The sequence below is a fragment of the Corynebacterium capitovis DSM 44611 genome (assembly GCF_030440535.1).
Classification (GTDB): Bacteria; Actinomycetota; Actinomycetes; order Mycobacteriales; family Mycobacteriaceae; genus Corynebacterium; species Corynebacterium capitovis.
The window spans coordinates 401,029-427,250 of record NZ_CP047117.1 but is presented as its reverse complement, the minus strand read 5'-3'; the positions used below and the strand labels follow the sequence as shown (position 1 = coordinate 427,250).

The window sequence follows — 26,222 nt, the reverse complement described above, 5'->3', positions numbered from 1 at the left end:
GAAGGGGTAGCAATGTCGTCGACCGTCAAACGCAACGGCTTGCGCAAGCGTCGCGCTATTGCGGCACGAAGCGAGCGTCGCTCTCCTCGCACTTCTCAGTCAAACGTCCCCGAGACCCGGGAAGAAAAGGTATCGCGCCTCCAGCACGAAATTGCTGTCCTCGAAGCGAAGCGGGACATCCTGCGAATCCTCAATCGCGTCAGCCCGCAGTAGCAAAGTCGGGAGGGGCCATAAGCGGGGCCCCGTCACCCACCCCGCACCACCAACTCCCCCACCGCCGGATCGTAAAGATAATTCACAATCTCTCCGGACATGATGAGGTCTACCGCGTGGTCGATAACCGAGAGCGGGGCGAGGAACCATTCGGTAGCCGCAACGGAGCCACCAGCAGCAACGGCCACGGACGCGTCAAGTCGCACCGCGGCAAAGACCCGGTGCAGCAGGTGCTCCAAAGCAGACGGCCGCAGGTTGTACACGCGGTAGTCCGCAACAACCTTCACCGGCGCCATCAAGTACGTCGGGCTTTTCTCCGCCCCAGCGATTCGCTTCGCCACCGGGCCGCTGGAAAAGCCGATCTTGTGTAGGTCGGCAAGACCACGAATGTCAGGGTGATCGCTCAGCGAGCGCAGCACGTAGATGTGGCCGGTCTCAACGTCGGCGTCCCCGATCTCGGACACATCCATCGTCGCGCGCGTCACTGCCTGCCCGTTTGTCTCGTACAAGCGCGTCGCCAGGGACTCGCGGTACATAGACGATTCGGTCCCATTCTCGAACACGACGCGCAGCCTCGGCTTCGACTCTCCCTCCGCCGGTTCGTGCACATCCGCCACAAACGCCATAACACCAGCGACGATGAAGAAACGCCCCTCCTTGATCGTGCGCTCCCCGGCGAACGTCGTCAAGCGCCACTCGCCGCTGTTCAAACCAGCGTGCTTGTCCGAAAACAGCTGCTTAAACGCCGCAAAATCCTCCGCCTTGACGCGCGTCGCCCGGTCGTGGTCGCCCTCAGGGCTCTTGCGGGCAGGCAACCGGGAGACATCGAAAATGTCCGGCATCGCACCTAGGAGGTCGGAATCGATGAGGTCATCAACAGAAGCCGGAGCCTTTTGCGCTTCCAAAAGCCCATGCTTGTCGACGCCCCTCAGTGCCGCCATCTTTTCCTCACTCGCCCGGATGCCCACGAGACGGGCACCAAGTTTGCGCTCAGAAATGTTCAGCGTGTCAGGGTCGGGTTCGCGCCCGTTAACCTCCACAAACTCCTCGATCTCGGCAAAGGCGCGGGTGAGGCGGTCGGTGGCGGTGACCGGCGCGGGCTTCTCGGGTATCTTCAGCAACCCATCGGCGTCCTCCGCGATGAGCGCGTCGAGCTGGGCCAAGATGTGGTCATCGGTCATTGAGCAGCCTCCAGTTCAGCTTTCCTCTTCGCGACGGCATCGCGGACGAGCAGGAGGGCGTCGGCAAGCTTGTGCTCCTCGGAGTCCTCCGCGCGGCGATCAGGTTCGCGGCCGTGGGTAGCTATCCACGCCTTGATCTGGGGGAAGAGCGCCATGGCCTCGTCGATAGTCATCTCGATGCGCGTGGCATAGATGGTGTCGGAAATGAGCTTGAGCACCGAGGGCGTGACGGACTTGGAGAGAATTTCGAAGGCCCGCTGGAAAGGGTTAATCGAGTCGATGAGGTTGATGGTGAGGTCGTCGATGTTGACAAACTGGTTTGCCATCTCAATGAAGCGCTTGTCACCAACCTGCTTCTCCCGGCCTGTTTTGATGACAGAATCGACGATGACGCGCTGGCGCACCTCTTCTACCTCGGTCTCGGACAGATCCGGGTACTGCTCGCGGATGATTTTGGGGATGAGCACCTTGTTCGTAGTCTCCGCTTCGAGGCTGCCTACGGCCGCGCGGGCAAAGGTGTCGTCCTGCAGGATCTTCGCTTTCAAGTCATTAAGATCCGTCGCCACGATCTGGCGCACCCGGTCCGTGGAGGGCTCTTTCAGGCCCCCAATCTTGATGGTGTTGCCCTCGCTGGCGTCGTCCGGATTTTTCTTCGCTTTGAAGTCGAAATTCTGGGCCAGGACCTGCTCCATGAGCAGCGACGCGGTGATGGCTTTGAGCATGTTGTTCACGGAGACGGTCACTTCGCTTTGTGCTGCGTCCGGTTCGGCCAGCAAGTTGGTGAACTGCGCGTGCGTCTTGCCCTCCACGTCGCGGGTGACACGCCCGATGATCTGGATAATCTCCGTCAACGACGCCCGGTACCCTACCGTCAGCGCGTGCTCTGCAAAGGGCCAGTCAAACCCTTCCTTCGCCATGCCCAGCGCGATGATGATGTCCACCGCGTCGCGCTCCTTCGACGCAGTATCCACCAGGTACGCAAGCGTGCGGGCACGGGCCTTCTGATCGGTGTCATCCACTAAGTCCGCAACGCGGAGGATGTCACCCGTGTCGCGGCGGCGCACGAGAATGATCCCTGTGCCCTCCTCGGTGCCGACGACCTCGCCGATCGTGTCGACGATCGCGCCCACTTCCTCAATCTTGTCCTTGGTGGACTCGCCCGAGTTCACGTTGGGGATGTGCAGAATCGTCTTCTTATCCAGGTCGAGCACCTCCCCGATCGCGTCGGTGTAGCGCCCCTGATAGAAGTGGTGGCCGATGCCGAGCGACTTGAGATACTTGTACCCGTTGAGCTGGTCGTAGTAGTTGAAGGTGACCGGAGTGAAGCGGGCCTCGTCCCCCGGCATGAGCACCGGCACCGCGTCACCACGGAAGTAGGAGCCGGTCATGGCCACGATGTGCGCGTCGGAGCCGTTCATCACCTCGCGCAGCAGACTGCCCAGGCGGGAGTTCTCGAGGTCCGCGGAGACGTGGTGGAACTCGTCGATAGCCAACACCGTGCCGTTGAAGTCAGCCGGGGCGAGATTCTCAAACGCAAAGCGAAGGGTGGCATGCGTGCACACGAGGATCGCGTCCGGCCCCTGCAAGAAGCGGATGAACGCCTCGACCTTGCTCGCGCTGCTGCCCGGCGTGCACAGGTTGTTCTCCGGCTTGACCTCCCAGTTCGCGAAGAACCCGTTGCGGACCAGCGGCGTCGAGGCGAACGACCCGCCGATGGAACGCTCCGGCACCGCCACAACCACTTTGCGGCGACCCTGGTTGAACAGCTTGTCCAACCCGACGAACATGAGCGCACGGGACTTGCCCGACGCCGGCGGAGCTTTGATCAGCAGGTACTGCGCCGCGCGCTGCTCGTAGACGCGACGCTGCATCTCACGCATGCCCATGCCGTCCGTGCTAACAGACGTCCCCGCCTGCGCGTAGTGCACATCAACGAGGTTCTCCCGCGAATGTTTGCCCACCTCATGCCTTCTTTCGTGTTCGCCTCTTCGGTTTCGCCGCCTCTTTCTTGGCGATCATGTCTTCATACATAGCAAAGAGGTCAGACAACCGGTCCTCGTCCGATTCGTACGGGCGTTTGGAATAGAGCGAATCGACCAGATCGTCGACGTCTTTGTGAGCCGCCCGCAGGTTCTCGGGCATCGTATCCGGGTCGTACAGCTCCGCCAGCGTCTTTTCACAGTGGTATTCCCGCACGTCCAGAACACGGAGCGCCTTCTCAGTGAGCTTTTGCTTCTCGACGTCCCCGAGCTCCGGCACCGGAAAATTGTTGTAGACGATGGTGTTGGAGTACCTGTAGTCCGTCTTCATCTTCCCGCCCACCGCGCGCGTCCACGCCATGTGCATGCGCGAGGTGAGAAGCGCGAAGAGCCACGGTTCGGCGTCGTAGATGGCGAAGGCGGCATCTGAAATTACTGTGTCAGGCCCTAGGTAACCCATTGGGATGTACTCGCGGCGTTCGGACGAAACCCTTGGGACGATGATTGAGTCGCCTACCGCACCCTTTTGTTCCCGGAAGCGCCACGGATGTTCGGCAAGTTTTCGAGCGCCTTCGTCACGACTCTGAAGTCTCAGGGCTCGGACTCGTTCAAAACGCTCCTCTAACGACGGCACGATCGAGAGCGCCGACGTCCATTCCGAGTCCGAGATCCAGAAGCAATAGCGGTCTATGCCGTTAATGAATTCTTTACTCCCCAGAATCCGTTTTATAAATTGGCGGGAATCGGGGAAATCACCCGTAATTGAGGCCATTTCGCCTGCAGCCAGAAATAGATTTCCACCATCAACTGGCTTATTTCCGTAGGTCATTTCCGGCAGTTGCATATCGAGGGGCCCGCTTCTTCGGTCTACGTGCACGTCCGCGGCATCGGCAAGGTATCCGTTGATATGTTCCACGGACGTACGAATTCCGTCCTTGAATAAATAATGCGGTGCATCAGTTGGAGCACGAAGACTGACTACAACCACTGTCACACCAGCGTTGTACTTGGCATTGTTCTCCCATTTGAAGGACGTGTACGCGTAACCAATCTCGACTCCCAACGCTTGAATGACGGGGAATAGCATCCCCACGTGCTCCCCCTGTGCGATTGAGTTCGTAGACACGAAGGCAAGCTCTGCCCGTGTACCCGAGATGTACCGCGCTCCCTTGATGAACCAAAGAGAGATGTAGTCCAGCTTCTTGGGGTATTTCGTGGATTCGAAGACCTCTACGAAGTCACTCTTTTGCTCCGCTGTCTGCATACTCGACCCAACGTACGGCGGATTCCCAATCAAATAAATCTCATCCATCCCGTTGTTCGGGCACACCTCGTTCCAGTCGATGCGCGTCGCGTTCCCCGCGCGGATCTTGCCCGTCTCTTTCAGGGGAATAAGCGGAATGGAGGTACCGAACTGCTCGCGGAACTCTTCGTTCATTTGGTGCTTGGCAATCCAGAGGGAGAGGATGGCTACTTCGACCGCGAAGTCGTCAATTTCGATGCCGTAGAAGTTCTCGATGTTGATGCGGGACTCGGTAAACAGCATGTCCCCGGCGCGCAGCTCCGCCTGCCGCTGCAGTATGGCGTGCTCCAGACGCCTCAGCTCCTTGTACGCAATGACTAGGAAGTTGCCCGAACCACAGGCAGGATCGAACACCTTGATGGCAGCGATTCGATCCAGCAGCTTGCCTAGCTTCGTCGTGCTGTCGTAGGCGGCCTCGAACTCCTCTTTCAGTTCATCGAGGAAGAGCGGCTCGATCGTCTTCAAAATGTTGGGCACCGAGGTGTAGTGCTGCCCCAGGTTGGACCGCTTCCCCGGCGTGACCACCGCCTGAAACATCGAGCCAAAAATGTCCGGGTTAATGTCCAGCCAGATCTGCGTGCCCAGGTCGATGAGCATTTGGCGCGCTTTCGGGCTAAACCGGGGCACGGTCAGGTGGGCGTCGGCGCGAAAGAGCCGACCGTTGACGTACGGGAAGTCGCGCAGGTGGCCGGGCTTCATCGCCGGGTCGGCCTCGTCGAGAGCAGCAAAGAGGTCTTTGATGAAGTCATCGGTGTCGGAGCCGTCGGCAAGCGTGTGCGAAGCGACCGCGTTGGTGAACTGATTGGCACCGAAGATACCGGTGTCCTCGGCAAAGTAGCAAAACAGCAAGCGGGTGAAAAAGACGTTGAGACCGTGGCGTAGCTGGGGATCGTCGAGGAGGCCGGGGTTGGCGGACGCGAGCTCGTCGAAAAGCTTGCCCATCTTCTCCGCTGCTCGCACGTCCGCGTGGGATTCCGCGGTGTACTGCGCCTTCTCCATGCCCGCCCACGGGAGGAAGAAGGTAAAATGCAGATCGATTTCACGCAAAGGGAACGTGCGGTTCTCCGTCGTCTTCGTGTCGTAGGCGATGAGCTGGTCGTAGTCCGTGACGATGACGAAACGCGGGCTGTACTTCACCACTGTGGGCGACACACGCAGGCCTTCCAGCTCTTCCAGCAGGTCGCCCGTCGTCTCTCGGAAGTAAACGACGTTCTTTTGCGCCACCTCCCGCTCGGGGTCGTCCGCCACGTTGAGGGAGCCGTTGCGCAGGCGCGTGATGTTGCCTTTGGACCGGCCGTAAGCGGCGAGAAGATCGAAGATGAACTCGCGGCTATAGGACTCGCGACCAGCCAGGGGCTCTACGCGTTTTTCTACAGCCTTCAGGTTCAGTCGTGGCACGGCGCGGTTCCTTTTGTACGGGTGAGTCTAACTCGTTCAGTTTACTCTCAGCATCACACCGCGCCGTCCGATTGAGCAATGCAGAACGGCAACCCCCGGTCCGGATAGCTAACCAGTAATTAAGGGGCCCGCTTCGCCGAGGTGCGCGGTGGTTGGCGGTTCATCAAATGCAGGCACCCCCGTGACGATTATCGTTTCGGCGACGTTCCGCGCGCCGGTTTCGTCGAAGGCCAGCGCGATCTTCTGCGTGAATCGGAAACCGTCGAACTTGGTGGCGGCCTGGTAGAGGACGTCCGGCACGGGTATCGTCACCTCCTCGTACCTGCGCCGCCGCGCACTCCCCACTCCCGCATCCATTTCTCCGCCCACGCCTGCAACTCCCTCGGCGCGATCTCCGCGCACTACGCCGTGTGGTGTCCCCTTAGTGTCATGTCGAAGCACGTCACCAGGTGCCGTCGATAAGCGCGCACTCGTGCTGATGGGGAGCAACCGCGCGGATAATACCCGCTCAAGGCATTGAAAACTTCTTGGCCCAGACACACAAAAACGGGGTTGTTGCACCCCAGCGCCTTCAACTCGGCAACAAACCCGTCCACCTGATTGCGAAGAAACTGTTTATCCCGGAGTAGGGCTCGTGCCCTAACGGCATTGGAGTTCCTCAAAGGCTCCAATTTGTTACCTTCGAATTTCACCAGGTCGGTGACATAGCTCCCCCAAGGCTGGTGCCAACGCAAACACCACGCAAACGTGAATCGCTCGATGCAGATGTCTCCTCGTGAAAGGCGTGAAACGGCAGGCCTCGCATAGCGGTCTTAATGTGGTCATCACGCTGCGCAAAGGTCAACGCCAACAACACAACATCCGTGTGGAAATCCCTCGCGTGGATGTCAAATTCCTCCACGCTCTACATCGCGTTAAGCACTTCAACGGCGCGGTTGAGGGGGAAGTTGGGAGCCACCTTTGAGTCAGGAACAAACCTCGTGTTGTCACACGAACCGAGCTTCCACACAGCCCAACTGGCACACTCGCCGTAGTGATCTTGACTTCTCGCAAACTGACCAAATGAAAGACCCACTACTTCGCTCACTCAGCTTTGGTATCCACTGCCATGACCGGGCGAAGTGGCATAACCTTGCGCCACCTCTCAGGTAGCTTCGCGTAATTCGCAATAACCAGGGCAGCTAATTCGCTTCCGGAAATCAAACGCAGGCTGCTGTTCTGCCTCTCAATCATCTGGGCATCCCGGGTGAAGCTTCCCGTGGTGATGTAAAGGAGAGAACTGCCCCAGCCGGCTCCCACCAGCTGTTGGACGTCAGGCGCGGTAACCGATCCGATCCTCTGCTTGCATTGCACCATGATCTGTGGCGGCTCGACTCCAAGCGGGTCCCGGTGCGCAATGACATCGACCCCGCCGTCCCGGCTGTAGGGAGTGACGCGTGCGCGATATCCGAGCGCGCGGAGCACGTCGGCGGTGAGCTCCTCGAATTCCGCTGGCGTGATCTCCTTGCTGATTGCCTCTAAAATGAAATCTGTCGTTGACTGCTCAATGCGAGCAGCCGTCGGCATCTCAGAAGTCTGGTCTTCCGCCTCCAGCGTGTCGCTTACAGGTTCCTTTTGAGGCGTGATCACCGGTTTTCCATCCAAAACCGCAAGTATCTCCTCGACATGTCGCCGTACCGTGAACAGCGTGATCGCTGAACCCAATTCGTACAGCGCACTTTGGCTGAACTCGTTACGCGCTACGCCGGTCTTGAGCCACTCAACCGGGTGGCGGTGGCGGTGGAAGGGTGCTTCCGCTTCGAAGTAGTATTCACCGGAAACACGGCCAATGTTGATCGTGCTGTCCGGCTTGTAGGGTGCAACGACGAGATCTCCAGGCTTCATGACGTGGGCAAACCGGTAAACCACGCCCGCCCGGGAATTGATGCGCCCCGCAGAATCCTCCGGGTTTTGGCGAGACAGCTCCGCCTTAATAGCGTCGCGGCCACCCGTCAGGTGCCGTAAGTCGCCCAGTTCGTCCCAGCCGATACTAACGAAACCTCGCTCGACCAGTTCTTCTTTGAGCGCGTCGTTGTGCAGTCCCCACATACGCGACTCCACCACTGTATCTTCTCCTACTTCAAACCCAGCACACACTGGCCGATGAGTCTGTCGATCTGCCGCACGTCGAGCCCTCGTCCAATCTTGATCTTGATTTTGCCAGCGCGGGTCCACATTTCGATCTCGGCATTGAAGTCGAGGGACCCGGCGTTTTCGGTCGACCACATGTTGATGGACGAGTACGGCAGCGAATACACCTCGATCTTCTTCGCGCGAATACCCTGGGCGTCGCGCACGATGAGGCGGTGCGAGGTGAAAATCGCGCTGTCGCGGAAGGTCTTAAAGGCGACGACAGCCCGCTCACCGGGGACGAGAAGTTCAGTGACGTCTTCGGGTATCGGGACCTCCGAGACAAAGGTCCATTCAGCGATGTTGCTCATTTCCATAGTGTTTCTCCTTCAGGGGTTTCGACCTGGAACCGTCACCAGCCCTCGGCGCGTTTTTTGGTCCAATTGCTCGTGCCGATGGCGGACATGGCGCTGCGGTCGCTGTTAAGCAACTCGATGAGGCGATCCGCAATGAGGAAGACGGTACCCTGCTCGGCACCGTTGCCGATGAGCCCCTCGCTCATACGCTCGCGGTTGCCGAAGACGACGAACCACGTGTACAGCTTGTCCAGGGTGAACTGCTTTACCTCGTCCGGGTCCTCGATGAAGTCGAATTCGTCGTAGTACGTGAAGTAGTCGGCGCCGAAAAACTCGATCAGGTAGATGCCGTCCCAGATGCCGGACCATAGCCAGTCGGGGTACGTCGGATAGCCCACGGCAATGACGCCGTCGGCCTGCTCCTGCGCGCGACACCAGGACGGGGTGTAGGGCTCGCGGAGGTTGTCACGTAGCGTCACGACCCCCTCATAGAGCTCGGCCGGAATCTTTTCTCTGCTGTTTTTTCTTTCCATGACTTCCATTCAACCCGCGCTCGCGACACAGGCCCCGCCGCGTTCGAACGGGTTATCGACCATGGCTTTCGCGCATCTGCGCGTCCGACGCCGCGTTCAGCGCAGAATCGAACAGCACGCAGCCGACGTGCGCGATCGACGCGATCAGCAGGTACATGTCACTGCCGCCGAGACTGCTGCCCCGGGTGCTGCCGACGAGCCGGCCCCGCACCCCGTCGGCGCACTCCCTCATCTCCCGGTACGGGGAGTCTGGCGTCGGTGAGAGCGGCCAACACGAGGCAGGTAGTTTTGTACAAAAAAGTCATGGCTGCCACGCTTCTCGGGACCTCGTCGCCGCGCGGGCCAACCCGTAGGCTCAACACCATGTCGCGCCTCAACAAGCCCCTGCACAAAGCACTTGCCCCGGTCTTCACCGGCGCCGGGGTGCTCCACGTAGTCACACCCGAGCCCTTCGACTCGATCGTCCCGCCGCAGTTGCCCGGCCCGGCGCGGTTCTACACGTATGCGTCCGGGGTCGCGGAACTGGCTGTGGCGTTGCTGATCGCCAACCCAGCGACACGGCGAATCGGTGGTATGACCTGCGCCGCGCTCCTCCTCGCGGTGTGGCCCGCGAACATCTACATGGCGTGGCAGTGGCGGGATAAGCCGTTGCTCCTGCAGCTCATCTCGATCGGGCGCCTCCCCGTGCAGGTCCCCCTGATCCTGGCCGCGTGGGGAATCTCCCGGCGATGACGGAGGATGAACTGGGGCGGGGGATCGTCGAGAAGCTGGATGCTCGGGCTCCGGAGTCCTCGATATGCCCTTCGGACGTGGCGCGCGAGCTAGGTGGCGACGCCTGGCGCGACCTCATGCCAGCCGTGCGGGCAGCGGCAGCGCGCCTAGCTGAGCGGGGCACGGTGGTGGCGACGCAGGGGCACACGACCGTCGACGCGGAGAGCGCGAGGGGGCCGATCCGAATTCGCCGTGGTCCCGCGTGGCCGGAATAACCCCCGCGGACGAGGCCGCTGCGCACTAGGTGTCACACCAGGTTTTCTGCACGGTTCCTCGAACTCCCCTACGCTCGATCGTGCACCCATAAGTTCGAGTGAACAGGCAGAGGACATGAAAGACAGCCAGCACCAGATCCCAGGGGCGCCCGGGAATCAGACCCCCCAACCTGCGGAGCCCGTCGAGCCCACCGCCCCACCCACCCCAAAGCCCGACCAGCAGGCCCCGGAGGCGTACTCCCCCACCGGCTGCCCCTTCCACATCGGCGCGGGTGAACCCGGCCCACGCGCGCAGCAGGGCGAGTTCCTCACCACCGCCCAGGGCGCGCGCCTGAGAGAGACAAGCCACTCCCTGCGCGCCGGCGAGCGCGGCCCGCTTCTCATGCAGGACCACCATTTCCGGGAGAAGGTGACCCACTTCGACCACGAGCGCATCCCTGAGCGCGTCGTCCACGCACGCGGAGCGGGTGCGCACGGCGTGTTCCGCTCCAACGGTGCGGCGTCGAAGATTTCGAAGGCCGGGCTCTTTGCAAAGGACAAGGAAACCCCCATCTTCCTGCGCTTCTCCACCGTTCTGGGGTCGCGTGGCTCCGCTGACACGGTGCGCGACACCCGCGGCTGCGCCATCAAGTTCTACACCGACGAAGGCACCTGGGACCTCGTGGGCAACAACATCCCGGTGTTCTTCATCCAGGACGCCATCAAGTTCCCTGACGTCATCCACGCGGCGAAGCCCCACCCAGACCGCGAGATCCCCCAGGCGCAGAGCGCCCACGACACATTCTGGGACTTCGTCGGCCTGCACACCGAGGCCACCCACCACACCTTCTGGAACATGTCGGACCGCGGCATTCCGCGTTCCTACCGCATGATGGAGACCTTCGGTATCCACACCTTCCGCTTCATCAACAACGACGGTGAGACGACCCTGGTGAAGTTCCACTTCAAGCCGCGCCTGGGCGTCCACTCCCAGGTGTGGGAGGAAGCCCAGATCACCGGTGGCGTCGACCCCGACTTCCACCGCCGCGACCTCGCCGACGCCATTGAGGCCGGCGCCTTCCCCGAATGGGACATGGGCATCCAAGTCTTCCCGGACACCCCGGACGAGACTTTCGAGGGCATCGACCTGCTCGACCCGACCAAGATCGTCCCCGAAGAGCTCGCTCCCGTGCAGGTCATCGGCACCTTGACCCTGAACAAAAACCCGGGCAACTACTTCGAAGAGACCGAGCAGGTCGCCTTCCACCCGGGCCACCTCGTTCCGGGCATCGACGTGACCAACGACCCGCTGCTGCAAGGTCGCCTGTTTTCCTACCTGGACACGCAGATCAGCCGCCTGGGCGGGCCGAACTTCGGCCAGCTGCCGATTAACCGCCCGCACGCGCCTGTCAACGACATGCTGCGCGACGGCATGTACCAGCAGGGCGCCCACACCGGCGTCGCGCCCTACAAGCCGAACAGCCTCGATGGTGGCAACCCCACCGAGGCGACAATCGATCAGGGCGCGTTTATCGACGTCCCCCGCCCGGTCTCCGGCATGGTCACCCGGTCCAACCCGGCCTCCTTCGAGGACCACTTCTCCCAGCCCCGGATGTTCTACCTCTCCCTCTCTGATGTGGAGAAGAAGCACCTCACGGATGCCTTCTCCTTCGAGCTAGGCAAGTGCTACGAGGAGGCCATCAAGGTACGCTACCTGGACGTCCTTGCGCACGTGGACCACGACCTCGCAGACACCGTGGCGGACAACCTGGGCCTTCCCCACCCGGCCAAGTACGAGGTGGCCGACGTCAAGCCCTCGCCGGCCTTGTCCCAGGTGGGCAAGACGTGGCCGATCGACGGGCGACAGGTGGCGGTGCTCGTTAGCAGCGACGAGGCGCCGAAGGGCGTCGACAAGCTTGTAAGCTCGCTTTTCGACGCTGGCGTCACCCCGCTCATCGTCTCCGACAAGGGAGGCACCCTCGAGGTGGGCGGCGCGGCGCTGCCGATCTCGCGCACCTACCACACCGCGCGCTCCATCGAGTTCGACGCGGCAGTCGTGGTCAACCCGCTGGTCACCCCGGAGGTGGCCACGATGCTGGGCGAGTTCGAGCGCCACAAGAAGGCCATCGTGCTAGCGGGGCCCGAGGCCCCGGTTGCTCTTGAGGCCGCCCGTGTCCCGGTCGACCAAGCCGGCATCGCTTCCGTGAAGAACCCGGCCGACGCGACCGGGCTCGTTACGGAGTTGCTCGCCGCGCACCGGGTCTGGGAGCGCTAGCCCCCAGCTAGCCCCCCACTAGCTCCGGTACGTCTCCGCGTCAGTGCGCAGCGCGGTCGCGGAGGCGTGGGCGTGGACCTCGTTGAGCAGGTCCAGCTGGCTTTGCGCGGAATCGACGAGAGTGTCGAAGAACGCCGCATTCAGGCCGAGGTCGCTGGCGTTATCGCGCAGCACCTCCCACAGCCCGATCTTGCCCACCACGGCTGAGCGCAGAAGCTCGGCCTCCAGCAGCAGCGCCATCGGTGAACGCTCGGTGACCCGCCCGTTGGGCTTGAGCCGAGCGATTTTCTCGCCGGCCCACGCTGCCGCCTCTTGGTACGCCTTCGGGCCCATCCCGAATGACTCGGCCAGCAGCTCGAGGAAGTCCCGGTCGGCCCGGATGTCGCGGGCGGCCTCGGCGATCTGCGGGAACACCGGGGTGTCCTGGTAGTTCAGGGTCATCATGTCGAGGCGCTCCACGGCCGTGCGTCCTCCGGCGAGGTGGTTGGCCAGCAGGTGCCGGAGCAGCCCCGTGTCGATCCGCTCGGTGATCTCCGAGCCCGTACGGGCCTGCTCGAGCGCGTCTTGGACCGAGCCGCCGATGGCGGCAAACGCGGTCTCCGCCTTGTCTTCCGCCCATAAGCTGGGCGAATCGAAACCGGCGCCCTCGGACATCGCCTTCAACACTTCCGCCACGGCGTCCTTCGCGCTGCGCGTCGGTGCCCACCCGAGCACGTCTTTTGCCCGGGAATTGTCCATCATTGGCACGCCCATCGCCATGTCCACCCAACCGGCGTCCGCAGCGATCGCGCCCGAAGCGTGTGCTGCGGCAACGGCGCCGCGAACCAGGGCTGGTGGCAGCTCGACGAACTTCCCGTGGTCCAGGATGTCCGCCAGCTCCTGCGGACCGAGCACGTCGTCGGCACAGATGTTAAAGGCCCCGGATGCGCCCGTCACCGCAGCGAGGCGGTAGGCCTGCCCGATGTCGTCGGAGTGGACGGCCTGGGCGCGCACGCCCTTCGGTAGCGGGAGGGTTGGCAGCGCGCCGGCGTCGAGAAGCTTACCGGGCACCCACGACCCGAGGAAGAAGCGCTTGATCGCGGAGGCCGCGTCGGACTGGAAGATAAGGCCGGGTCGCAGGCGAGCGACGGTGATGTCGGGGTGGGCGGCCTCGAACTCGTCGAGCATCGCCTCGACCGCGCCTTTGTCCTCGCTGTAGTGCGACCCGTTGATGCCGCGCGCTTCGAAATCCTCCCCGCGCAGCGGAGGGTTGTCGCTGGGACTCGACACCTCGGCGCGGGCGGGGTCGGGGCTGTAGGCGCCGATCGAGGATGCCACGACAACGTGCTTCACACCGGCGGCAACGGCGGCGTCGAGCACGCGGCGCGTCCCCTCGACATTCACACGCCGCAGCAGCTCACGGTCGTGGTTGGGAAAGATAATCCAGGCCAGGTGGATCACGCAGTCCGCACCCGCGAACGCCTCCGAAAGCGCCGCGACCGATTCCTGGGGCCGGGAAGCCGCCCCGACATCGATGCTGTGCCATTCACAGCCCGCGTAGGGCTCCACGCTTGTCGACGGCACGCGCCTCGACACGCCCACGATCTCCGTTACTTGGTCGTCCTGTTTGAGCGCACGCAGTACGGCGGTGCCGACGTTGCCCGATGCGCCCGTGACGGCGATTTTCATACGCTTTCACTCCTGTGTGGTTGGCGGTGTAGTGGACCCCCATTAAACACGCGCCCACAGACCGATGCGTGGCCCGCGCAACCGTGGTAGTGAAACGGTGCGACGGCTTTTTACGATAAAGATGCTGCTGTTTCTGTTTATCCCGAAAGTTCATCCCCCCCACGTGGCGGGATAAGGTAGGTGCTTATGACTTCTTCCAAACCCGACATGGGCACAACCGCCGGTAGGCTGGAGGACCTGCGCAACCGGCTGGGGGAGGCGCAGGCGCCCGCCGGTTCTGAGGGCGCGAGGACCGTCCGCGAGCGAGTGGAGAAGCTGCTCGATCCCGGTTCCTTCGTCGAACTTGATGCGCTGGCCCGCCACCGCGTCGAGGTGTTCAAGATGGACCGCACCAAACCCGCGACCGACGGCGTCGTGGCAGGGTACGGCACCGTCGATGGCCGGCGGGTCTGCGTCTTCTCGCAGGACCCGTCGGTGTTCGACGGCGCAATGGGCGAGGTATACGCGGAAAAGATCCTGAAGGTTTACGACCTCGCCACCAAGGTCGGCGTTCCCCTGGTTGGTATCTACGACTCCGCCGGCGCCCGCGCCCAAGAAGGCGTGATTGCGGCGGCGATGCAGGGCAAGATCCTGCGCGCCGCCACCCAGGCTTCTGGTCTCATCCCGCACATCGCGGTCGTCGCCGGCCCGACGTCCTCCCTCGCGGCACTGACCATCCCGCTGGCAGACCTTGTGGTCATGGCCGACGGCGCTGCAGCCCACCTCGCGGACCCACACGTGGTTGCTTCGGTCTCCGGTGAGGCTGCCACGGCCGACTCCCTCGGTGGAGCCTCAGTCCACGCCGTGACCACCGGCCTGGCCCACTTCACCGCTGCCTCGGATGACGAGGCGTTGGAGCTCACCCGCGACATCTTGGGCTACCTGCCGGTGAACAACCGCGCGGGCGCGCCCCTCAGCGAGCCCGCCGGAGACCTCGACGCCCCGGATCTCAACGCCTTCATCCCAGACGATGAAGCCGCCGCCTACGACGCCCACGATGTCATCGCGGGCGTCACCGACGGTGACCTGCTTGAAGTCGGAGCGGATTACGCCGACAACATCATCACCGGGTTCGCCCACGTGGGCGGCCGGGCTGTGGGTGTCGTCGCGAACCAGCCGTCCTCCCTGGCTGGGTGCCTTAGCGTCGCCGCTGCACGCAAGGCTGCCCGCTTCATTCGCACCTGCGACGCCTTCAACTTGCCCGTCGTTTTCTTCGTCGACTCCCCCGGGTTCGTCCCCTCCACTCAGGAAGAGCACTCCGGCGTCCTCGCCGGCGCGGCCGCGCTCGCCTATTCCTTCGCGGAAGCCCAGGTGGGTACAGTGACCGTCGTCACGCGAAAGGCCCTGGGGAGCGCCTATGCCGTAATGGGCTCGAAGCTGCTCGGGGCAGACTTCGTCTTCGCGTGGCCGACGGCGCAGATCGCCCTCGCCGACGCCCCCACGATGGCCAGGGCGTTGGACGTGGATGCCGAGGCGTACGCGGAAGACAACCTCAACCCCTACGTGGCTACCGAGCGGGGGTTGGTGGATTCCGTCATCGAGCCCGCCGCGACCCGCACTCACGTGAGCGAGGCCTTGCGACTGCTCGAGCGCAAAGTCGTCTACCCGCCCGCGAAGAAGCACGGCAACATCCCCCTATAAAGGAGCACCGACCATGACCACGCCCACGTTCACCGTCGTCAAGGGCCACCCGACTGACGACGAGCTGGCCGCCCTCACCGCGGTCCTCGCCGACCTGCAGTCCTCCGCCGCGGCCAGCGCCGGACCACAGTCTGGCGCGGACCGCAACCTGTGGGGTTCAGACCTGCCGGGCCACCCCCACGTGTTCAACCCGGGCGCGTTTGCCAACATCACCTACTTCTAATGCGCATCGTTCTCGCCTCCGCGTCGCCGTCGCGCCGCATGCTCCTCGAACGCGCAGGTGTCAGCCCGGTGGTCCACCCCTCGTCCGTGGACGAGGAAGCGCTCATCGCCAGCCTTACCGGCGCGGATCCCTCTGAGGTCGTCGCCGCCCTCGCCCGTGCCAAGGCTGCCGAAGTTGCGCCCTCCTACCCGTCTGCTGTGGTCATCGGGTGCGATTCGATGCTTCTTCTCGACGGCACGCTGCAGGGCAAGCCCTACACCGTCGAGGCGACGATCGCCCGTTGGCGGGAGCAGCGGGGGAAGGTGGCGCAGCTTGTGACCGGCCACGCGATCGAATACGACGGCACGTGGTTCATTGAAACGGTCTCCACAGCCGTGCGCTTTGGCACGCCGACCGACCGCGACATCGAGGCCTACGCCCGCAGCGGAGAGCCGTTGACGTGCGCCGGGGCCTTCACCCTCGAGGCGCTGGGCAGCTGGTTTATCGACTCCATCGACGGCGATCCCTCCAGCGTCATCGGCCTGTCCATGCCACTGGTGCGCCGCGCGCTGTACAGCTTTGGTCTCGACGCCAGTTCCTTCTGGCACACGACGCACTGGCCGCACTAGCCCCGCTAGGCTGCTCCGTATGGAGATCAACGACATGCTCGCCCCGCCGCCCGTCACGCTTCCCGACGACCCCGCGCGTGGGGCCGACCTGCTTGACGACACGACGGCGCTCAGCCACCCCGACTCCCCCGCCGTCTGGGCGGCCCGCGCAGAACGCGAACTACGCTCCGGTGACCCGCTTATCGCCTACGCGTACGCGCGCACGGGGTACCACCGCTCGCTCGCCTGAGGGCGAACGGGTGGAAAGGCTGGGGCCCCATCCCGGCAAGCCACGAGGCAAACCAGCCGGTGCTGAAGGCCATCGCCATGCTCGCCGTGGCCTCCCGCGCGATTGGCGACAACGCGGAGTACGACCGCTGCCGCCAGATGCTCTCGGACGCGGACCCGGGAAGCGTCACGGAGTTGCTCGACTAGGAACCCTGCTCCTGCCTGTTGCGGTTCTCGGACGCTACTGCGTCAACAACAAGCTCTTGGGCGTCCAGCATCCGCAGCTGCCTGTCGAAGTCTGAGGCGTCGATGCGGGCGGCGTCGCGTTCGTCGAGAAGAGCCTCGCGCTGGGCGCCCACCCGCGCGCGGGCGTACTCGATAAGCTGGCTGGCCCCGTGCGCGCTGAGCGGCCCGGCCGCCCGAAATGCGCGCATCATGTCGAGGGTGCCCGCCCGGGAGATCTGCGCGCGTTCCAGCCCGCCTGCCACCATCCTATCCTCCAGTTCTTTCGGCACGGGCACAGACGCCGCAGCCCGGCCCAGCGCCTCGCGAATGCGCTTGCGATCCTCCACAGAACTGGGAACATCGGCGCCGGGGTTGAGCTTATCAACCACCCACTTCAGGCTACCTCCCTGAACAACGAGGGACGCTGCCGCGACGAAGAACGCCAGCAGGATCAGAAAACCGCGTGCGGGAGTGGCTGGAGGAAGGGTTTGGGCGGCGGCCAGCGTGACCGCCCCGCGCATACCCGCCCAGACGATGGCACCGCCCGCTCTGAGACCCAATGACTGATCGGCGTAGTAGCTCAGGTCCGACTGCAGCAGGTCAACCCTGAAACGGGCGTGCCGCCAGCGCCACGTCCCGCTGGGGGCGCTGTTGAGAGCGGCGCTTGCCTTCTCAAGCCTTCGCGCTCGACGACGCCGCGCGGGTATTCGGGTGCGCATGTACCACAGCATGGGCACGACGATGAGCCCGCGCACCAGCAAGACGGTTAGCCAGACGATCAGAGCGAGAGTCAGGCTCGACTCCAGGCCGAATCCGGAGGCGACGGCGTCGTCGACAAGATGAGGCATTTGCAACCCCATGAGGACAAAGACGAGCGACTCGAGGACGAGGCCAACGGTGTCCCACGTTTGACCTTCCGTGACACGCGTAGCCGGAGACAGAACCCGCGGGGCATTATGTGCCGCGACGAGTCCCGCCACAACCGTGGCCACGAGGCCCGAAGAGCCGATCCCCTCCGCCGGAAGGAACGCCGCGAACGGAACGGCCAGCGACAAGACGGTATTCGACGTCGCGTGGTGCACGTAGCGGTGGAGGAACATGAAAAGCTGCCCGATCGCGAAGCCAACGGCCACCGCACCCGCCACAGCCCAGAGGAAAGAACCCGCCACGTCGCCCGCACTGACGGGGCTTTCCGCGGCTAGGAGCGCGGTGCCGAGTACGACTAGTGCGGACGCGTCGTTGATCAGGCCCTCTCCGTCGAGGATGGACACGATGCGCCGGTTGACCCCGGCACGTTTGACGATGCCGACGGCGACTGCGTCGGACGGACTGACAACCGCCCCCAGCGCGATGGCGTACGGCAGCGGGATCTCCGGCACAAGGAGGTGTAGCAGGGCACCCACGCACACGGAGGTTACGGCGACTAAGACAACCGCCAGAATGACGATCGGGCGGAAGTTGCGGCGGAAATCGTGCTCCGGCATGCGCATCGCCGTCGAGAAGAGCAGCGGTGGCAGAATGAGCTGGAGGATGATTTCCGGGTCCACCTCAATTTCTGGAACCTGCGGGAGATAAGCGCTAGCGACACCCACGATGAGCAGAATGACCGGCGCAACGACACCGATTCGCTCGCCCAGCGGCTCGGCAAATGCGATGACCAGCAGGGCGACGATAATGAGAAAGAGAAGCAGGGTCACGGGAGCAGTGTAACTGCTTTACCCGACGCCTTCGGAGTGCTTCGCCGTGACGCGACTGATCGCTTCCTGGGCGACCAGCTCCTGAATGCCCATGTCCAGCTCGGAAGTGAAGCCGACGCAGGAGCAGTTGATCTCGCCCAGGACGTAGGTGTCCTCACCGGAGGCGTCGTCGTCGGCAAGCATGAAGTCCGCCGTCCAGATCAGCGGGATGTTGTCCCCGCCGAGCTTTTCCGCAATCACGGGACGGGCGGCGGCGAACATGTCCACCAGGTCCTGCCACTCCTCGGGCTTGTTGTAGGTGTACTTCGCGCCGGAGAACAAGGTGGCGGAAAACGCGTCGCCTCCGGCGGCGGGCTTCTTGTGCACGACAAAGACTGGGTGCGGGCCGACGAGGAGGATGCGGATCTCGCCTTCGACAATGCGGGGGAGGAAGCGCATATCCACCAGCATGCCGTTGTCCCCGATGATGTACTGGTCGCAGTAATCCATGAACTCGCCTAGCTCGCGATCTTCCGTGTGGTTGTCCACGGCCTCGGTGCACTTGAGCTTGGTGTCTAGAGGCAGCGCCGTGCCGGGCTGGACCTGCGCCGCAGCCTCGGGGTCGGCGAGGCGGACGCGCCAGATGCCGGAGCCAGTCGAACCACGGTTTTGCTTCAGCACGCGTTCGCCGTAGGACAGGGACGTGGGGAAGGTGTTGTGGAACTGCTCGACGTCGTAGTAGGCGGAGGTGTCGGAGGGCACGAGATCGGTGTCCTTAAGCTTGACCAAAGCGTCTTTCGCTCCGTAAGAGATCATCTCCTCCGGAGTGGACATGCCGACCAAACCGGCCGCCGAAAGGCGAGTGAGCAGGTCGAAGTATCCCCTCTCCCCGCCCGGGACGTTGCCGGGGTTGACGCGGGAGATGTAACCGTCGAAGGTCTCCGATACGTACGCGAAGAGCTGGTCGGCCCACTCGGGCCGGTAGAACACGACCTCCGCGTTCCACCCCTGGTCCTTGATGGCGTCCACGATGGGCATGGTGTCTTTGCGGTGGCCGTCGAAGTACTTGTCGGAGCCGCCCTCGACCTCGAAAACGACGAGTGATTTGTGCACGTCTATTCACCTTCCGTGAAGTTCCTCCCGATTCCTCGTTAGACATTAAGGCCCCGCACCCCCGTGCGCTCGGCGAATTCTCGGCCAGTGGTTAACCTCACAGCGTCTCGGGGCATTGGTAGTGTTGGGGCGTTGCTAGGAAGCGTCGAGAAGCGCGGGCTCCCGCGCTGTGGAAGGTGTGTCCGATGGGTATAGAGCGCGACCCGCACCCGCTATTTCAGCAGTACGCGCACCCCGAGAAGTTCGTTTCGGCGGCGTGGTTGTCGGCCCGGCTGGGAGTGGACGGCCTCAAGGTCGTCGAGTCCGACGAGGATGCGTTCCTCTACGACATCGGCCACATTCCGGGTGCCGTCCGCATCGATTGGCGGCGCGACCTGAACGACCCCGTTGTGCGCGACTACATCGATGGCGCCGCCTTCGCCGAGCTGATGAGTGCGCGCGGCATCTCCCGCGATGACACCGTGATTATCTACGGCGACCGCTCCAACTGGTGGGCCGCCTTCACCGCCTGGGTGTTCGAGCTTTTCGGCCACCCAGACGTGCGTCTTCTCGACGGCGGGCGAGACGCCTGGATGGGCGAGGAGCGCGACATGTCTTTCGCAGTCCCCGACTACCCGCGCGCCGACTACCCCGTCGTGGAGCGTGAAGACGGCCCCTTCCGCACCTTCGCCGACGAGTTGTTGGGCAGGCCGCCGCGCCAACTTATCGACGTCCGCACGCCCGAGCATTTCCACGGCCACGTCCCGCTCGACGGCCCCTTCCAGCGCAGCGGGCACATCCCGGGCGCGATCAATGTGCCCTGGGGCGGGTTCGTCCACCCCAATTCGCTGTTCAAGAGCTACCCGGACGTCGAAAAGGAGTTCACGGAGTTCGACCGCGACGAGCGCACCGTCGTTTATTGCCAGCTCGGCGAAAGTTCAGCGCACACATGGTACGTTTTGCGCCACATCCTGGGCTTTAGCAATGTCTCGCTCTACGACGGCTCCTGGGCAGAGTGGGGAAACATGGTTCGAGTTCCCGTGGAGCATACCCCGTTCGCACCTACGGAGTAGTAAGTTATGGGGGACGGGCGTTAGACTCCGGACGCACGAGCGGTAACGTATCGCGTCGCGGCTCGATTATCTTTAGCTGAGTCTAACTACTTCGAACCTTTACCATCTATCGACGAGCAAGACGGGACTGTTTAGTGGCTACACCATTGAAGAAGGTACTCATCGCCAACCGTGGTGAAATCGCGGTGCGAGTGATCCGCGCGGCACGCGATGCCGGCCTTGCCTCGGTCGCTGTCTACGCGGAACCCGACGCCCAGGCCCCCTTCGTAGAGATGGCAGACGAGGCCTTCGCACTCGGGGGCACCACCGCAGCAGAGTCCTACCTGGATATCGATAAAATCCTCAAAGCGGCCTCGGATTCCGGCGCGGACAGCGTCCACCCCGGGTACGGCTTCCTGGCGGAGAACGCCGAATTCGCGCAGCGGGTTATCGACGCCGGGTTGACCTGGATCGGCCCCTCCCCCGCCTCCATCGAGGCGCTGGGCGACAAAGTCACCGCCCGCCACATCGCCGAGGCGGCCAACGCGCCGATGGCCCCGGGCACGAAAGACCCGGTGTCCGGCGCCGACGACGTCGTCGCCTTCGCGGACGAGTACGGCCTCCCCGTGGCCATTAAGGCTGCCTTCGGCGGCGGCGGACGCGGCATGAAGGTCGCCTACACCCGGGAGGACATCCCCGAGCTGTTTGAATCCGCCACCCGCGAGGCCATCGCCGCCTTCGGCCGTGGCGAGTGCTTCGTCGAGCGCTACCTCGACAAGGCCCGGCACGTCGAAGCCCAGGTCCTCGCCGACCAGCACGGCAACGTCATCGTCGTCGGCACCCGCGATTGCTCCCTCCAGCGCCGCTTCCAAAAGCTTGTGGAGGAGGCCCCCGCGCCCTTCCTCACCGATGAGCAGCGCGAGCGGATCCACTCCTCCGCCAAGGCCATCTGCCGGGAGGCCGGCTACTACGGCGCGGGAACCGTCGAATACCTCGTTGGCTCAGACGGGTTGATCTCCTTCCTGGAAGTCAACACCCGCCTCCAGGTCGAACACCCCGCCACCGAGGTCACTGCCGGCATCGACCTCGTGCGCGAGCAGTTCCGCATTGCCGAAGGCCAGCCGTTGCGCTTCACGGAGGACCCCGCTCCGCGCGGTCACGCCATCGAGTTCCGCATCAACGGCGAGGACGCTGCCGCGAACTTCATGCCTCAACCCGGCACCATCACCGCGTACGCGGAGCCGACCGGCCCCGGTGTCCGTGTCGACTCCGGCGTGCGCACCGGCTCGACCGTCGGCGGCCAGTTCGATTCCATGCTGGCCAAACTCATCGTCTCCGGTGAAGACCGCACCCAGGCCATCGAGCGCGCCCGCCGCGCCCTTGCCGAATACACCGTGCAGGGCTTCCCCACCGTGATCCCCTTCCACCAAGCGGTCCTCAACGACCCGGCGTTCGTGGGCGATGGCACCTCCTTCGACGTCTACACGCGCTGGATCGAGGAGGAGTGGGTCAACGAGCTCGCCCCCTCCGACGTGCCGTCCGAGGACGCAGAGGAAGGCGAGGAGACCCGCACCTTTGCCGTCGAGGTCAACGGCCGCCGCATCGAGATTGCCCTGCCGGCCTCCCTCGTCTTCGGTGGCGGGCCGCGCCGCAAGAAGAAGAAGCGCCGCTCCTCCGGCTCCAAAGCCGCCGCTTCTGGGGACGCCGTTGCAGCCCCCATGCAGGGGACGGTTATCAAGGTCAACGTCTCCGAGGGCGAGGAGGTCGCTCAGGGCGACATCCTCCTCGTCCTCGAGGCCATGAAAATGGAAAACCCGGTCAAGGCCCACAAGGACGGCGTGGTCACCGGGCTCGCCGTCGAGGAGGGTGGCCAGGTAAACAAGGCCGCCGTCCTCATGGAAATCAAGTAGGCCCCGTCCGGGGGGCGGGCCTAGCCGATCACCACCACGAGGTCCCCGCCTTCCACCTTTGTCGCCTGCGTCAGCGCGACACGCTCGATGGTTCCGTCCTGGGGCGCCGAGATCGTCGCCTCCATCTTCATCGCCTCGATCGTCGCGACGGGATCGCCGGCCTTCACGGAATCACCCTTGTCGACGACCACGTTCACCACACCCGCGAACGGTGCCGCGACGTGGCCCGGATTGGACGGGTCGGCTTTCTCCACCTCCGCAACGGAGGACTCCGCACTGTTATCGCGCACCCGCAGCGGCCGGACCTGGCCGTTGACGGTGAGGATGACCTGGCGCATCCCCTTGTTGTCCACGTCGCCGACGGCTTCGAGGCGCACCACAAGCGGGGTCTTCTCCTCATCGACTTCGCCGTACCAAATCTCCGTCTCTTCACCTTCGGCGAGTCCGTAGAAGAAGACCTTGTCGGAGAGCTGGTCGGTGATCCCGTAGGTCCGGCGGTGTTCTAGGAACTCGCCGTACTGTTTCGGGAAGAGCAGCTGATCAAGCGCGGCGCGACGCGCCCTGCGGTCGTCGCTGGTGAAGTCCGCAGCGAGGTCATCTGGGATGCTGACGGTGTGGTCAACACCCGCACGGTTCTCGAGCGCGCGCTCCCGCAGCAGCGGCCACCCGCCCGGGGGTGTTCCCAGCTCGCCCTGCAGGAAGCCGATGACGGACTCCGGAATGTCGTACTTGCGCGGGTTTTCGGCGAAATCCTGCGCCTTTACGCCCGCGCCCACGAGGTAGAGGGCGAGGTCGCCGACGACTTTCGACGACGGCGTGACTTTTGTCGGCCGTCCCAGGATCTCGTTGACGTCGGCGTAGGTGTCCTCGATGAGCTCGAAGCGGTCGCCCAGGCCAAGGGCGTTGGCCTGGGTGCGCAGGTTCGACAACTGCCCACCGGGGATCTCGTGTTTATATACGCGTCCGGTCGGCCCGGGGATGCCTGATTCGAACGGCGCGTAGACCTGGCGGACTGCCTCCCAGTAGGGCTCGAGGTCTGAGACCGCCTTCAGGGACAAGCCGGTATCGCGCTGCGTGTGGGCAAAGGCCGCGACTAGCGCCGACATGGAGGGCTGGGAGGTGGTCCCTGCCAGAGGCGCGGAGGCGACGTCGACGATGTCGGCTCCAGCGTTCGCGGCGGCGAGGTAGGTGGCCAGTTGGCCGCCCGCCGTATCGTGGGTGTGGACGTGGACGGGCAGGTCGAAGCGCTCGCGCAGAGCGCTGACCAGCTTCGCGGCGGCAGCCGGGCGGAGCAGGCCGGCCATGTCCTTGATGGCCAAGACGTGGGCACCGGTGCTTACGATCTCCTCGGCCAGCCGCAGGTAGTAATCCAGCGTGTAGAGGTCTTCCGCTGGGTCCAGGAGGTTGCCAGAGTAGGCCATTGCCACCTCCGCCACGGTGGTTCCGGTGTCGAGGACGGCGTCGATGGCCGGCCGCATCTGAGAGACGTCGTTAAGGGCGTCGAAGATGCGGAAGATGTCTACGCCACTGCGCGCGGCCTCGTCGACAAACGCCCTCGTCACCGTGTCCGGGTAGGGGGTATACCCGACGGTGTTGCGGCCACGCAGCAACATCTGAATGTTGATGTTCGGCGCGGCCTCGCGGATCTCGTCAAGGCGCATCCACGGGGATTCGTGCAAGAAGCGCATGGCTACGTCGTAGGTGGCCCCGCCCCACGCCTCGATCGACGCGAGCTGCGGGGTGAGGTGCCCGACGTGTTTGGCGGCTGCGACTAGCGTGTTGGTGCGGATGCGGGTGGCCAACAGTGACTGATGAGCGTCGCGGAACGTCGTTTCGGTGACGCCGAGCGCGGTCTGGGCACGGATTTTCTCCGCCCACTTCACAGGCCCCAGCTCGAGCAGGTCGTCGCGGGAGCCGCGGGGGATGTCGGTGTAGTGGAGCTCGGGAAGCTTCTTCGACGGGCGGATGCTCGTGGGGCGCGGGCCGTTCGGCTTATTCACGGTCACAGACGCGAGGTAGTCCAGGATTCGACCCGCGTCATCGGCGGCCGCCGGCGCCTCCAACAGTTGGGGGTGCGTGGCAATGAAGCTGGTCGCGATGCGCTTGTAGCGGAAGTCGGGGTCCGACAACAGTTCGCGGAGGAAGGGAATGTTCGTCGACACCCCGGTTACCGTGAACTCGTTGAGCGCACGCAACGCTCGGTCTACCGCCACCTGGAAGTCCTTGCCCCGGCACGTCATCTTGACCAGCAGCGAATCGAAGTTGGGGGTGATCTCGGTGCCCACGCCCACCGACCCGTCGAGGCGCACCCCCGCCCCGCCGGGCGAGCGGTACCCGGTGATCAGCCCGGAGTCCGGTCGGAAGCCGTTCACCGGGTCCTCAGTGGTAATGCGGCACTGCAGCGCGGCGCCGGTCAGCGCTACGGCATCCTGGCTCAGCCCTAAGTCGTCGAGCGACGCACCCGCGGCGATATAAAGCTGGGAGCGGACGATGTCCACACCGGTAACTTCCTCGGTGACCGTGTGCTCCACTTGCACGCGGGGGTTCATTTCGATGAACACGTGATTGCCGGTCTCGTCGACAAGAAACTCGACCGTGCCCGCACCCTCGTACTTGATCTCCTTGCAGAACTTCACCGCGTCCGCGCAGATTCTCATTCGCTGTTCTGCGGTGATGTGCTGCGCCGGTGCAATTTCCACTACCTTCTGGTGGCGGCGTTGCAACGAGCAGTCGCGCTCAAAAAGGTGCACGACGTTTCCTTGCGAGTCCGCCAGGATTTGCACCTCAATGTGCTGCGGGTTGATCACGGCCCGCTCAATATAGACGTGCGGATCACCGAAGGCCGCCTCAGCCTCGCGAGAAGCCTCAGCGGCAAGCTTTTCGACGTCCTCTCGCTTCTCCACAAAGCGCATCCCACGTCCGCCACCGCCCGCGACAGCCTTGATGAACACGGGGAACTCAAAGTCCTCAGCGAGCTGCGCGAGCTGCGCAGGGTCCGCGGATGGTTCCGAATCCGTCAGGGTGGGCAGCCCGGCGCGCTGCGCGGCGTGCACGGCCGCCGCCTTGTCCCCCGTTAGGTCGAGGGTCTCGGGGGAAGGGCCGATAAATCGGATTCCGTTTTCCGCGCAGCGCCGCGCTAGCTCCGCCCGCTCGGACAGGAAACCATACCCGGGGTAGACCGCGTCGGCGCCGGATTTCTTAGCCGCGCGAACGATCTCGTCGATGTCTAAGTAAGCGCGAACGGGCTGGCCTTCTACCCCGATTTGAACGGCCTCGTCCGCGAAGGGGCGGTGGAAGGAGTTGCGGTCTTCGCGTGGGTACACGGCAACCGTCTTGGCACCAGTTTCGAAAGCGGCACGAAAAGCGCGCACCGCGATCTCTCCGCGGTTGGCAACCAGGATTTTGGAAAAGTGCGGGAGCTGGGAGGAGGGGGTAGACACTGTAGACCAGTCCTTTCAGTGTAGGAAGTGCGATTTGTTACCTAAAATTTTATGACTCCGCGCGGCCGTGGGTTCAGGGTCCGAGGCCTCGCGCCCGCATTTCCACGCCCGCCGCAGCGCCATAATCGC

20 protein-coding genes and 1 pseudogene are annotated in these 26,222 nt (G+C 63.8%); 10 read left to right on the top strand and 11 right to left on the bottom strand.

The annotated features are described in order from the left end of the window. Window positions 1-12 precede the first annotated feature (12 nt). On the top strand, window positions 13-213 hold the full coding sequence (locus tag CAPI_RS02135) for a hypothetical protein (protein WP_018017632.1): 201 nt from the start codon (window positions 13-15) through the stop codon (window positions 211-213). Window positions 214-245: 32 nt separating this feature from the next. On the opposite strand, the gene CAPI_RS02130 is transcribed toward CAPI_RS02135, so the two are convergent. From CAPI_RS02130 to CAPI_RS02100, 7 genes are all read right to left on the bottom strand, one after another. Beyond that, entirely contained in the window at window positions 246-1,394 is a 1,149-nt protein-coding gene (locus CAPI_RS02130; protein WP_018017631.1) for a GIY-YIG nuclease family protein, read from the bottom strand. Then, complete coding sequence (locus CAPI_RS02125; RefSeq protein WP_018017630.1) at window positions 1,391-3,355, bottom strand: DEAD/DEAH box helicase; 1,965 nt, start codon at window positions 3,353-3,355, stop codon at window positions 1,391-1,393. Before CAPI_RS02125 ends, CAPI_RS02130 begins: the two co-directional genes overlap by 4 nt. A 1-nt stretch (window position 3,356) precedes the next feature. Next, window positions 3,357-6,074: a DNA methyltransferase gene (locus tag CAPI_RS02120; RefSeq protein WP_018017629.1), complete on the bottom strand. Its 2,718-nt coding sequence runs from the start codon at window positions 6,072-6,074 to the stop codon at window positions 3,357-3,359. Window positions 6,075-6,182: 108 nt separating this feature from the next. After that, complete coding sequence (locus CAPI_RS02115; RefSeq protein ID WP_156806852.1) at window positions 6,183-6,443, bottom strand: hypothetical protein; 261 nt, start codon at window positions 6,441-6,443, stop codon at window positions 6,183-6,185. Between the two features lie 714 nt (window positions 6,444-7,157). Continuing rightward, window positions 7,158-8,177: a restriction endonuclease gene (locus CAPI_RS02110; protein ID WP_245531633.1), complete on the bottom strand. Its 1,020-nt coding sequence runs from the start codon at window positions 8,175-8,177 to the stop codon at window positions 7,158-7,160. 11 nt (window positions 8,178-8,188) lie between these two features. Next, the gene (locus tag CAPI_RS02105; protein ID WP_018017626.1) at window positions 8,189-8,560 is read right to left on the bottom strand and encodes a PH domain-containing protein; all 372 of its coding nucleotides are present in this window, start codon (window positions 8,558-8,560) and stop codon (window positions 8,189-8,191) included. A gap of 35 nt (window positions 8,561-8,595) precedes the next feature. Further along, window positions 8,596-9,072 carry a hypothetical protein gene (locus CAPI_RS02100; protein ID WP_018017625.1) on the bottom strand — a complete coding sequence of 159 codons (477 nt, stop codon included), beginning with the start codon at window positions 9,070-9,072 and terminating at the stop codon, window positions 8,596-8,598. 363 nt (window positions 9,073-9,435) lie between these two features. Between CAPI_RS02100 and CAPI_RS02095 the strand changes: the two genes are divergently transcribed. The 3 genes from CAPI_RS02095 to CAPI_RS02085 all read left to right on the top strand — a co-directional run bounded on the left by CAPI_RS02095 (window position 9,436) and on the right by CAPI_RS02085 (window position 12,312). Next, window positions 9,436-9,804, top strand: coding sequence for a DoxX family protein (locus CAPI_RS02095; protein ID WP_040356781.1), 369 nt, complete (start codon window positions 9,436-9,438; stop codon window positions 9,802-9,804). Continuing rightward, window positions 9,801-10,058, top strand: a complete 258-nt coding sequence (locus tag CAPI_RS02090; RefSeq protein WP_018017622.1) for a DUF3253 domain-containing protein — start codon at window positions 9,801-9,803, stop codon at window positions 10,056-10,058. The genes CAPI_RS02095 and CAPI_RS02090 overlap by 4 nt, the downstream gene beginning before the upstream one ends. Window positions 10,059-10,173: 115 nt before the next feature. Continuing rightward, window positions 10,174-12,312, top strand: a complete 2,139-nt coding sequence (locus tag CAPI_RS02085) for a catalase (RefSeq protein ID WP_018017621.1) — start codon at window positions 10,174-10,176, stop codon at window positions 12,310-12,312. 18 nt (window positions 12,313-12,330) lie between these two features. On the opposite strand, the gene CAPI_RS02080 is transcribed toward CAPI_RS02085, so the two are convergent. Next, on the bottom strand, window positions 12,331-13,980 hold the full coding sequence (locus tag CAPI_RS02080) for an NAD-dependent epimerase/dehydratase family protein (RefSeq protein ID WP_018017620.1): 1,650 nt from the start codon (window positions 13,978-13,980) through the stop codon (window positions 12,331-12,333). A 186-nt stretch (window positions 13,981-14,166) separates the two neighbouring features. On the opposite strand from CAPI_RS02080, the gene CAPI_RS02075 reads away from it, so the two are divergent. The 4 genes and pseudogenes from CAPI_RS02075 to CAPI_RS02060 all read left to right on the top strand — a co-directional run bounded on the left by CAPI_RS02075 (window position 14,167) and on the right by CAPI_RS02060 (window position 16,905). Next, window positions 14,167-15,660, top strand: coding sequence for an acyl-CoA carboxylase subunit beta (locus CAPI_RS02075; protein WP_018017619.1), 1,494 nt, complete (start codon window positions 14,167-14,169; stop codon window positions 15,658-15,660). 13 nt (window positions 15,661-15,673) lie between these two features. Continuing rightward, window positions 15,674-15,883 carry an acyl-CoA carboxylase subunit epsilon gene (locus CAPI_RS02070; protein WP_018017618.1) on the top strand — a complete coding sequence of 70 codons (210 nt, stop codon included), beginning with the start codon at window positions 15,674-15,676 and terminating at the stop codon, window positions 15,881-15,883. After that, window positions 15,883-16,491, top strand: a complete 609-nt coding sequence (locus CAPI_RS02065; protein ID WP_018017617.1) for a Maf family protein — start codon at window positions 15,883-15,885, stop codon at window positions 16,489-16,491. Before CAPI_RS02070 ends, CAPI_RS02065 begins: the two co-directional genes overlap by 1 nt. A 19-nt stretch (window positions 16,492-16,510) precedes the next feature. Next, window positions 16,511-16,905: pseudogene (locus CAPI_RS02060) on the top strand (DUF3151 domain-containing protein). Here CAPI_RS02060 and CAPI_RS02055 read toward each other — a convergent pair. After that, window positions 16,902-18,620, bottom strand: a complete 1,719-nt coding sequence (locus CAPI_RS02055) for a cation:proton antiporter (RefSeq protein WP_018017616.1) — start codon at window positions 18,618-18,620, stop codon at window positions 16,902-16,904. The pseudogene CAPI_RS02060 and the gene CAPI_RS02055 sit on opposite strands and share 4 nt — an antisense overlap. An 18-nt stretch (window positions 18,621-18,638) precedes the next feature. Beyond that, the gene (locus CAPI_RS02050; protein WP_018017615.1) at window positions 18,639-19,712 is read right to left on the bottom strand and encodes a Cj0069 family protein; all 1,074 of its coding nucleotides are present in this window, start codon (window positions 19,710-19,712) and stop codon (window positions 18,639-18,641) included. 185 nt (window positions 19,713-19,897) lie between these two features. On the opposite strand from CAPI_RS02050, the gene CAPI_RS02045 reads away from it, so the two are divergent. Both CAPI_RS02045 and CAPI_RS02040 read left to right on the top strand, forming a co-directional pair. Continuing rightward, a complete protein-coding gene (locus CAPI_RS02045) occupies window positions 19,898-20,764 on the top strand; it encodes a sulfurtransferase (protein ID WP_018017614.1) in 867 nt (288 codons plus the stop codon). Between the two features lie 134 nt (window positions 20,765-20,898). Continuing rightward, window positions 20,899-22,653, top strand: coding sequence for an acetyl/propionyl/methylcrotonyl-CoA carboxylase subunit alpha (locus CAPI_RS02040; protein ID WP_026157138.1), 1,755 nt, complete (start codon window positions 20,899-20,901; stop codon window positions 22,651-22,653). A 20-nt stretch (window positions 22,654-22,673) separates the two neighbouring features. Here CAPI_RS02040 and CAPI_RS02035 read toward each other — a convergent pair whose 3' ends face one another. Next, complete coding sequence (locus CAPI_RS02035) at window positions 22,674-26,093, bottom strand: pyruvate carboxylase (protein WP_018017612.1); 3,420 nt, start codon at window positions 26,091-26,093, stop codon at window positions 22,674-22,676. Between the last annotated feature and the right edge of the window lie 129 nt (window positions 26,094-26,222).

Coding starts and splice junctions, on each gene's coding strand:
- CAPI_RS02080 (WP_018017620.1), bottom strand. CDS start 13,980: ATGAAAATCGCCGTCACGGGCGCATCGGGCAACGTCGGCACCGCCGTA.
- CAPI_RS02105 (WP_018017626.1), bottom strand. CDS start 8,560: ATGGAAATGAGCAACATCGCTGAATGGACCTTTGTCTCGGAGGTCCCG.
- CAPI_RS02135 (WP_018017632.1), top strand. CDS start 13: ATGTCGTCGACCGTCAAACGCAACGGCTTGCGCAAGCGTCGCGCTATT.
- CAPI_RS02130 (WP_018017631.1), bottom strand. CDS start 1,394: ATGACCGATGACCACATCTTGGCCCAGCTCGACGCGCTCATCGCGGAG.
- CAPI_RS02085 (WP_018017621.1), top strand. CDS start 10,174: ATGAAAGACAGCCAGCACCAGATCCCAGGGGCGCCCGGGAATCAGACC.
- CAPI_RS02100 (WP_018017625.1), bottom strand. CDS start 9,072: ATGGAAAGAAAAAACAGCAGAGAAAAGATTCCGGCCGAGCTCTATGAG.
- CAPI_RS02070 (WP_018017618.1), top strand. CDS start 15,674: ATGACCACGCCCACGTTCACCGTCGTCAAGGGCCACCCGACTGACGAC.
- CAPI_RS02095 (WP_040356781.1), top strand. CDS start 9,436: ATGTCGCGCCTCAACAAGCCCCTGCACAAAGCACTTGCCCCGGTCTTC.
- CAPI_RS02090 (WP_018017622.1), top strand. CDS start 9,801: ATGACGGAGGATGAACTGGGGCGGGGGATCGTCGAGAAGCTGGATGCT.
- CAPI_RS02065 (WP_018017617.1), top strand. CDS start 15,883: ATGCGCATCGTTCTCGCCTCCGCGTCGCCGTCGCGCCGCATGCTCCTC.
- CAPI_RS02045 (WP_018017614.1), top strand. CDS start 19,898: ATGGGTATAGAGCGCGACCCGCACCCGCTATTTCAGCAGTACGCGCAC.
- CAPI_RS02075 (WP_018017619.1), top strand. CDS start 14,167: ATGACTTCTTCCAAACCCGACATGGGCACAACCGCCGGTAGGCTGGAG.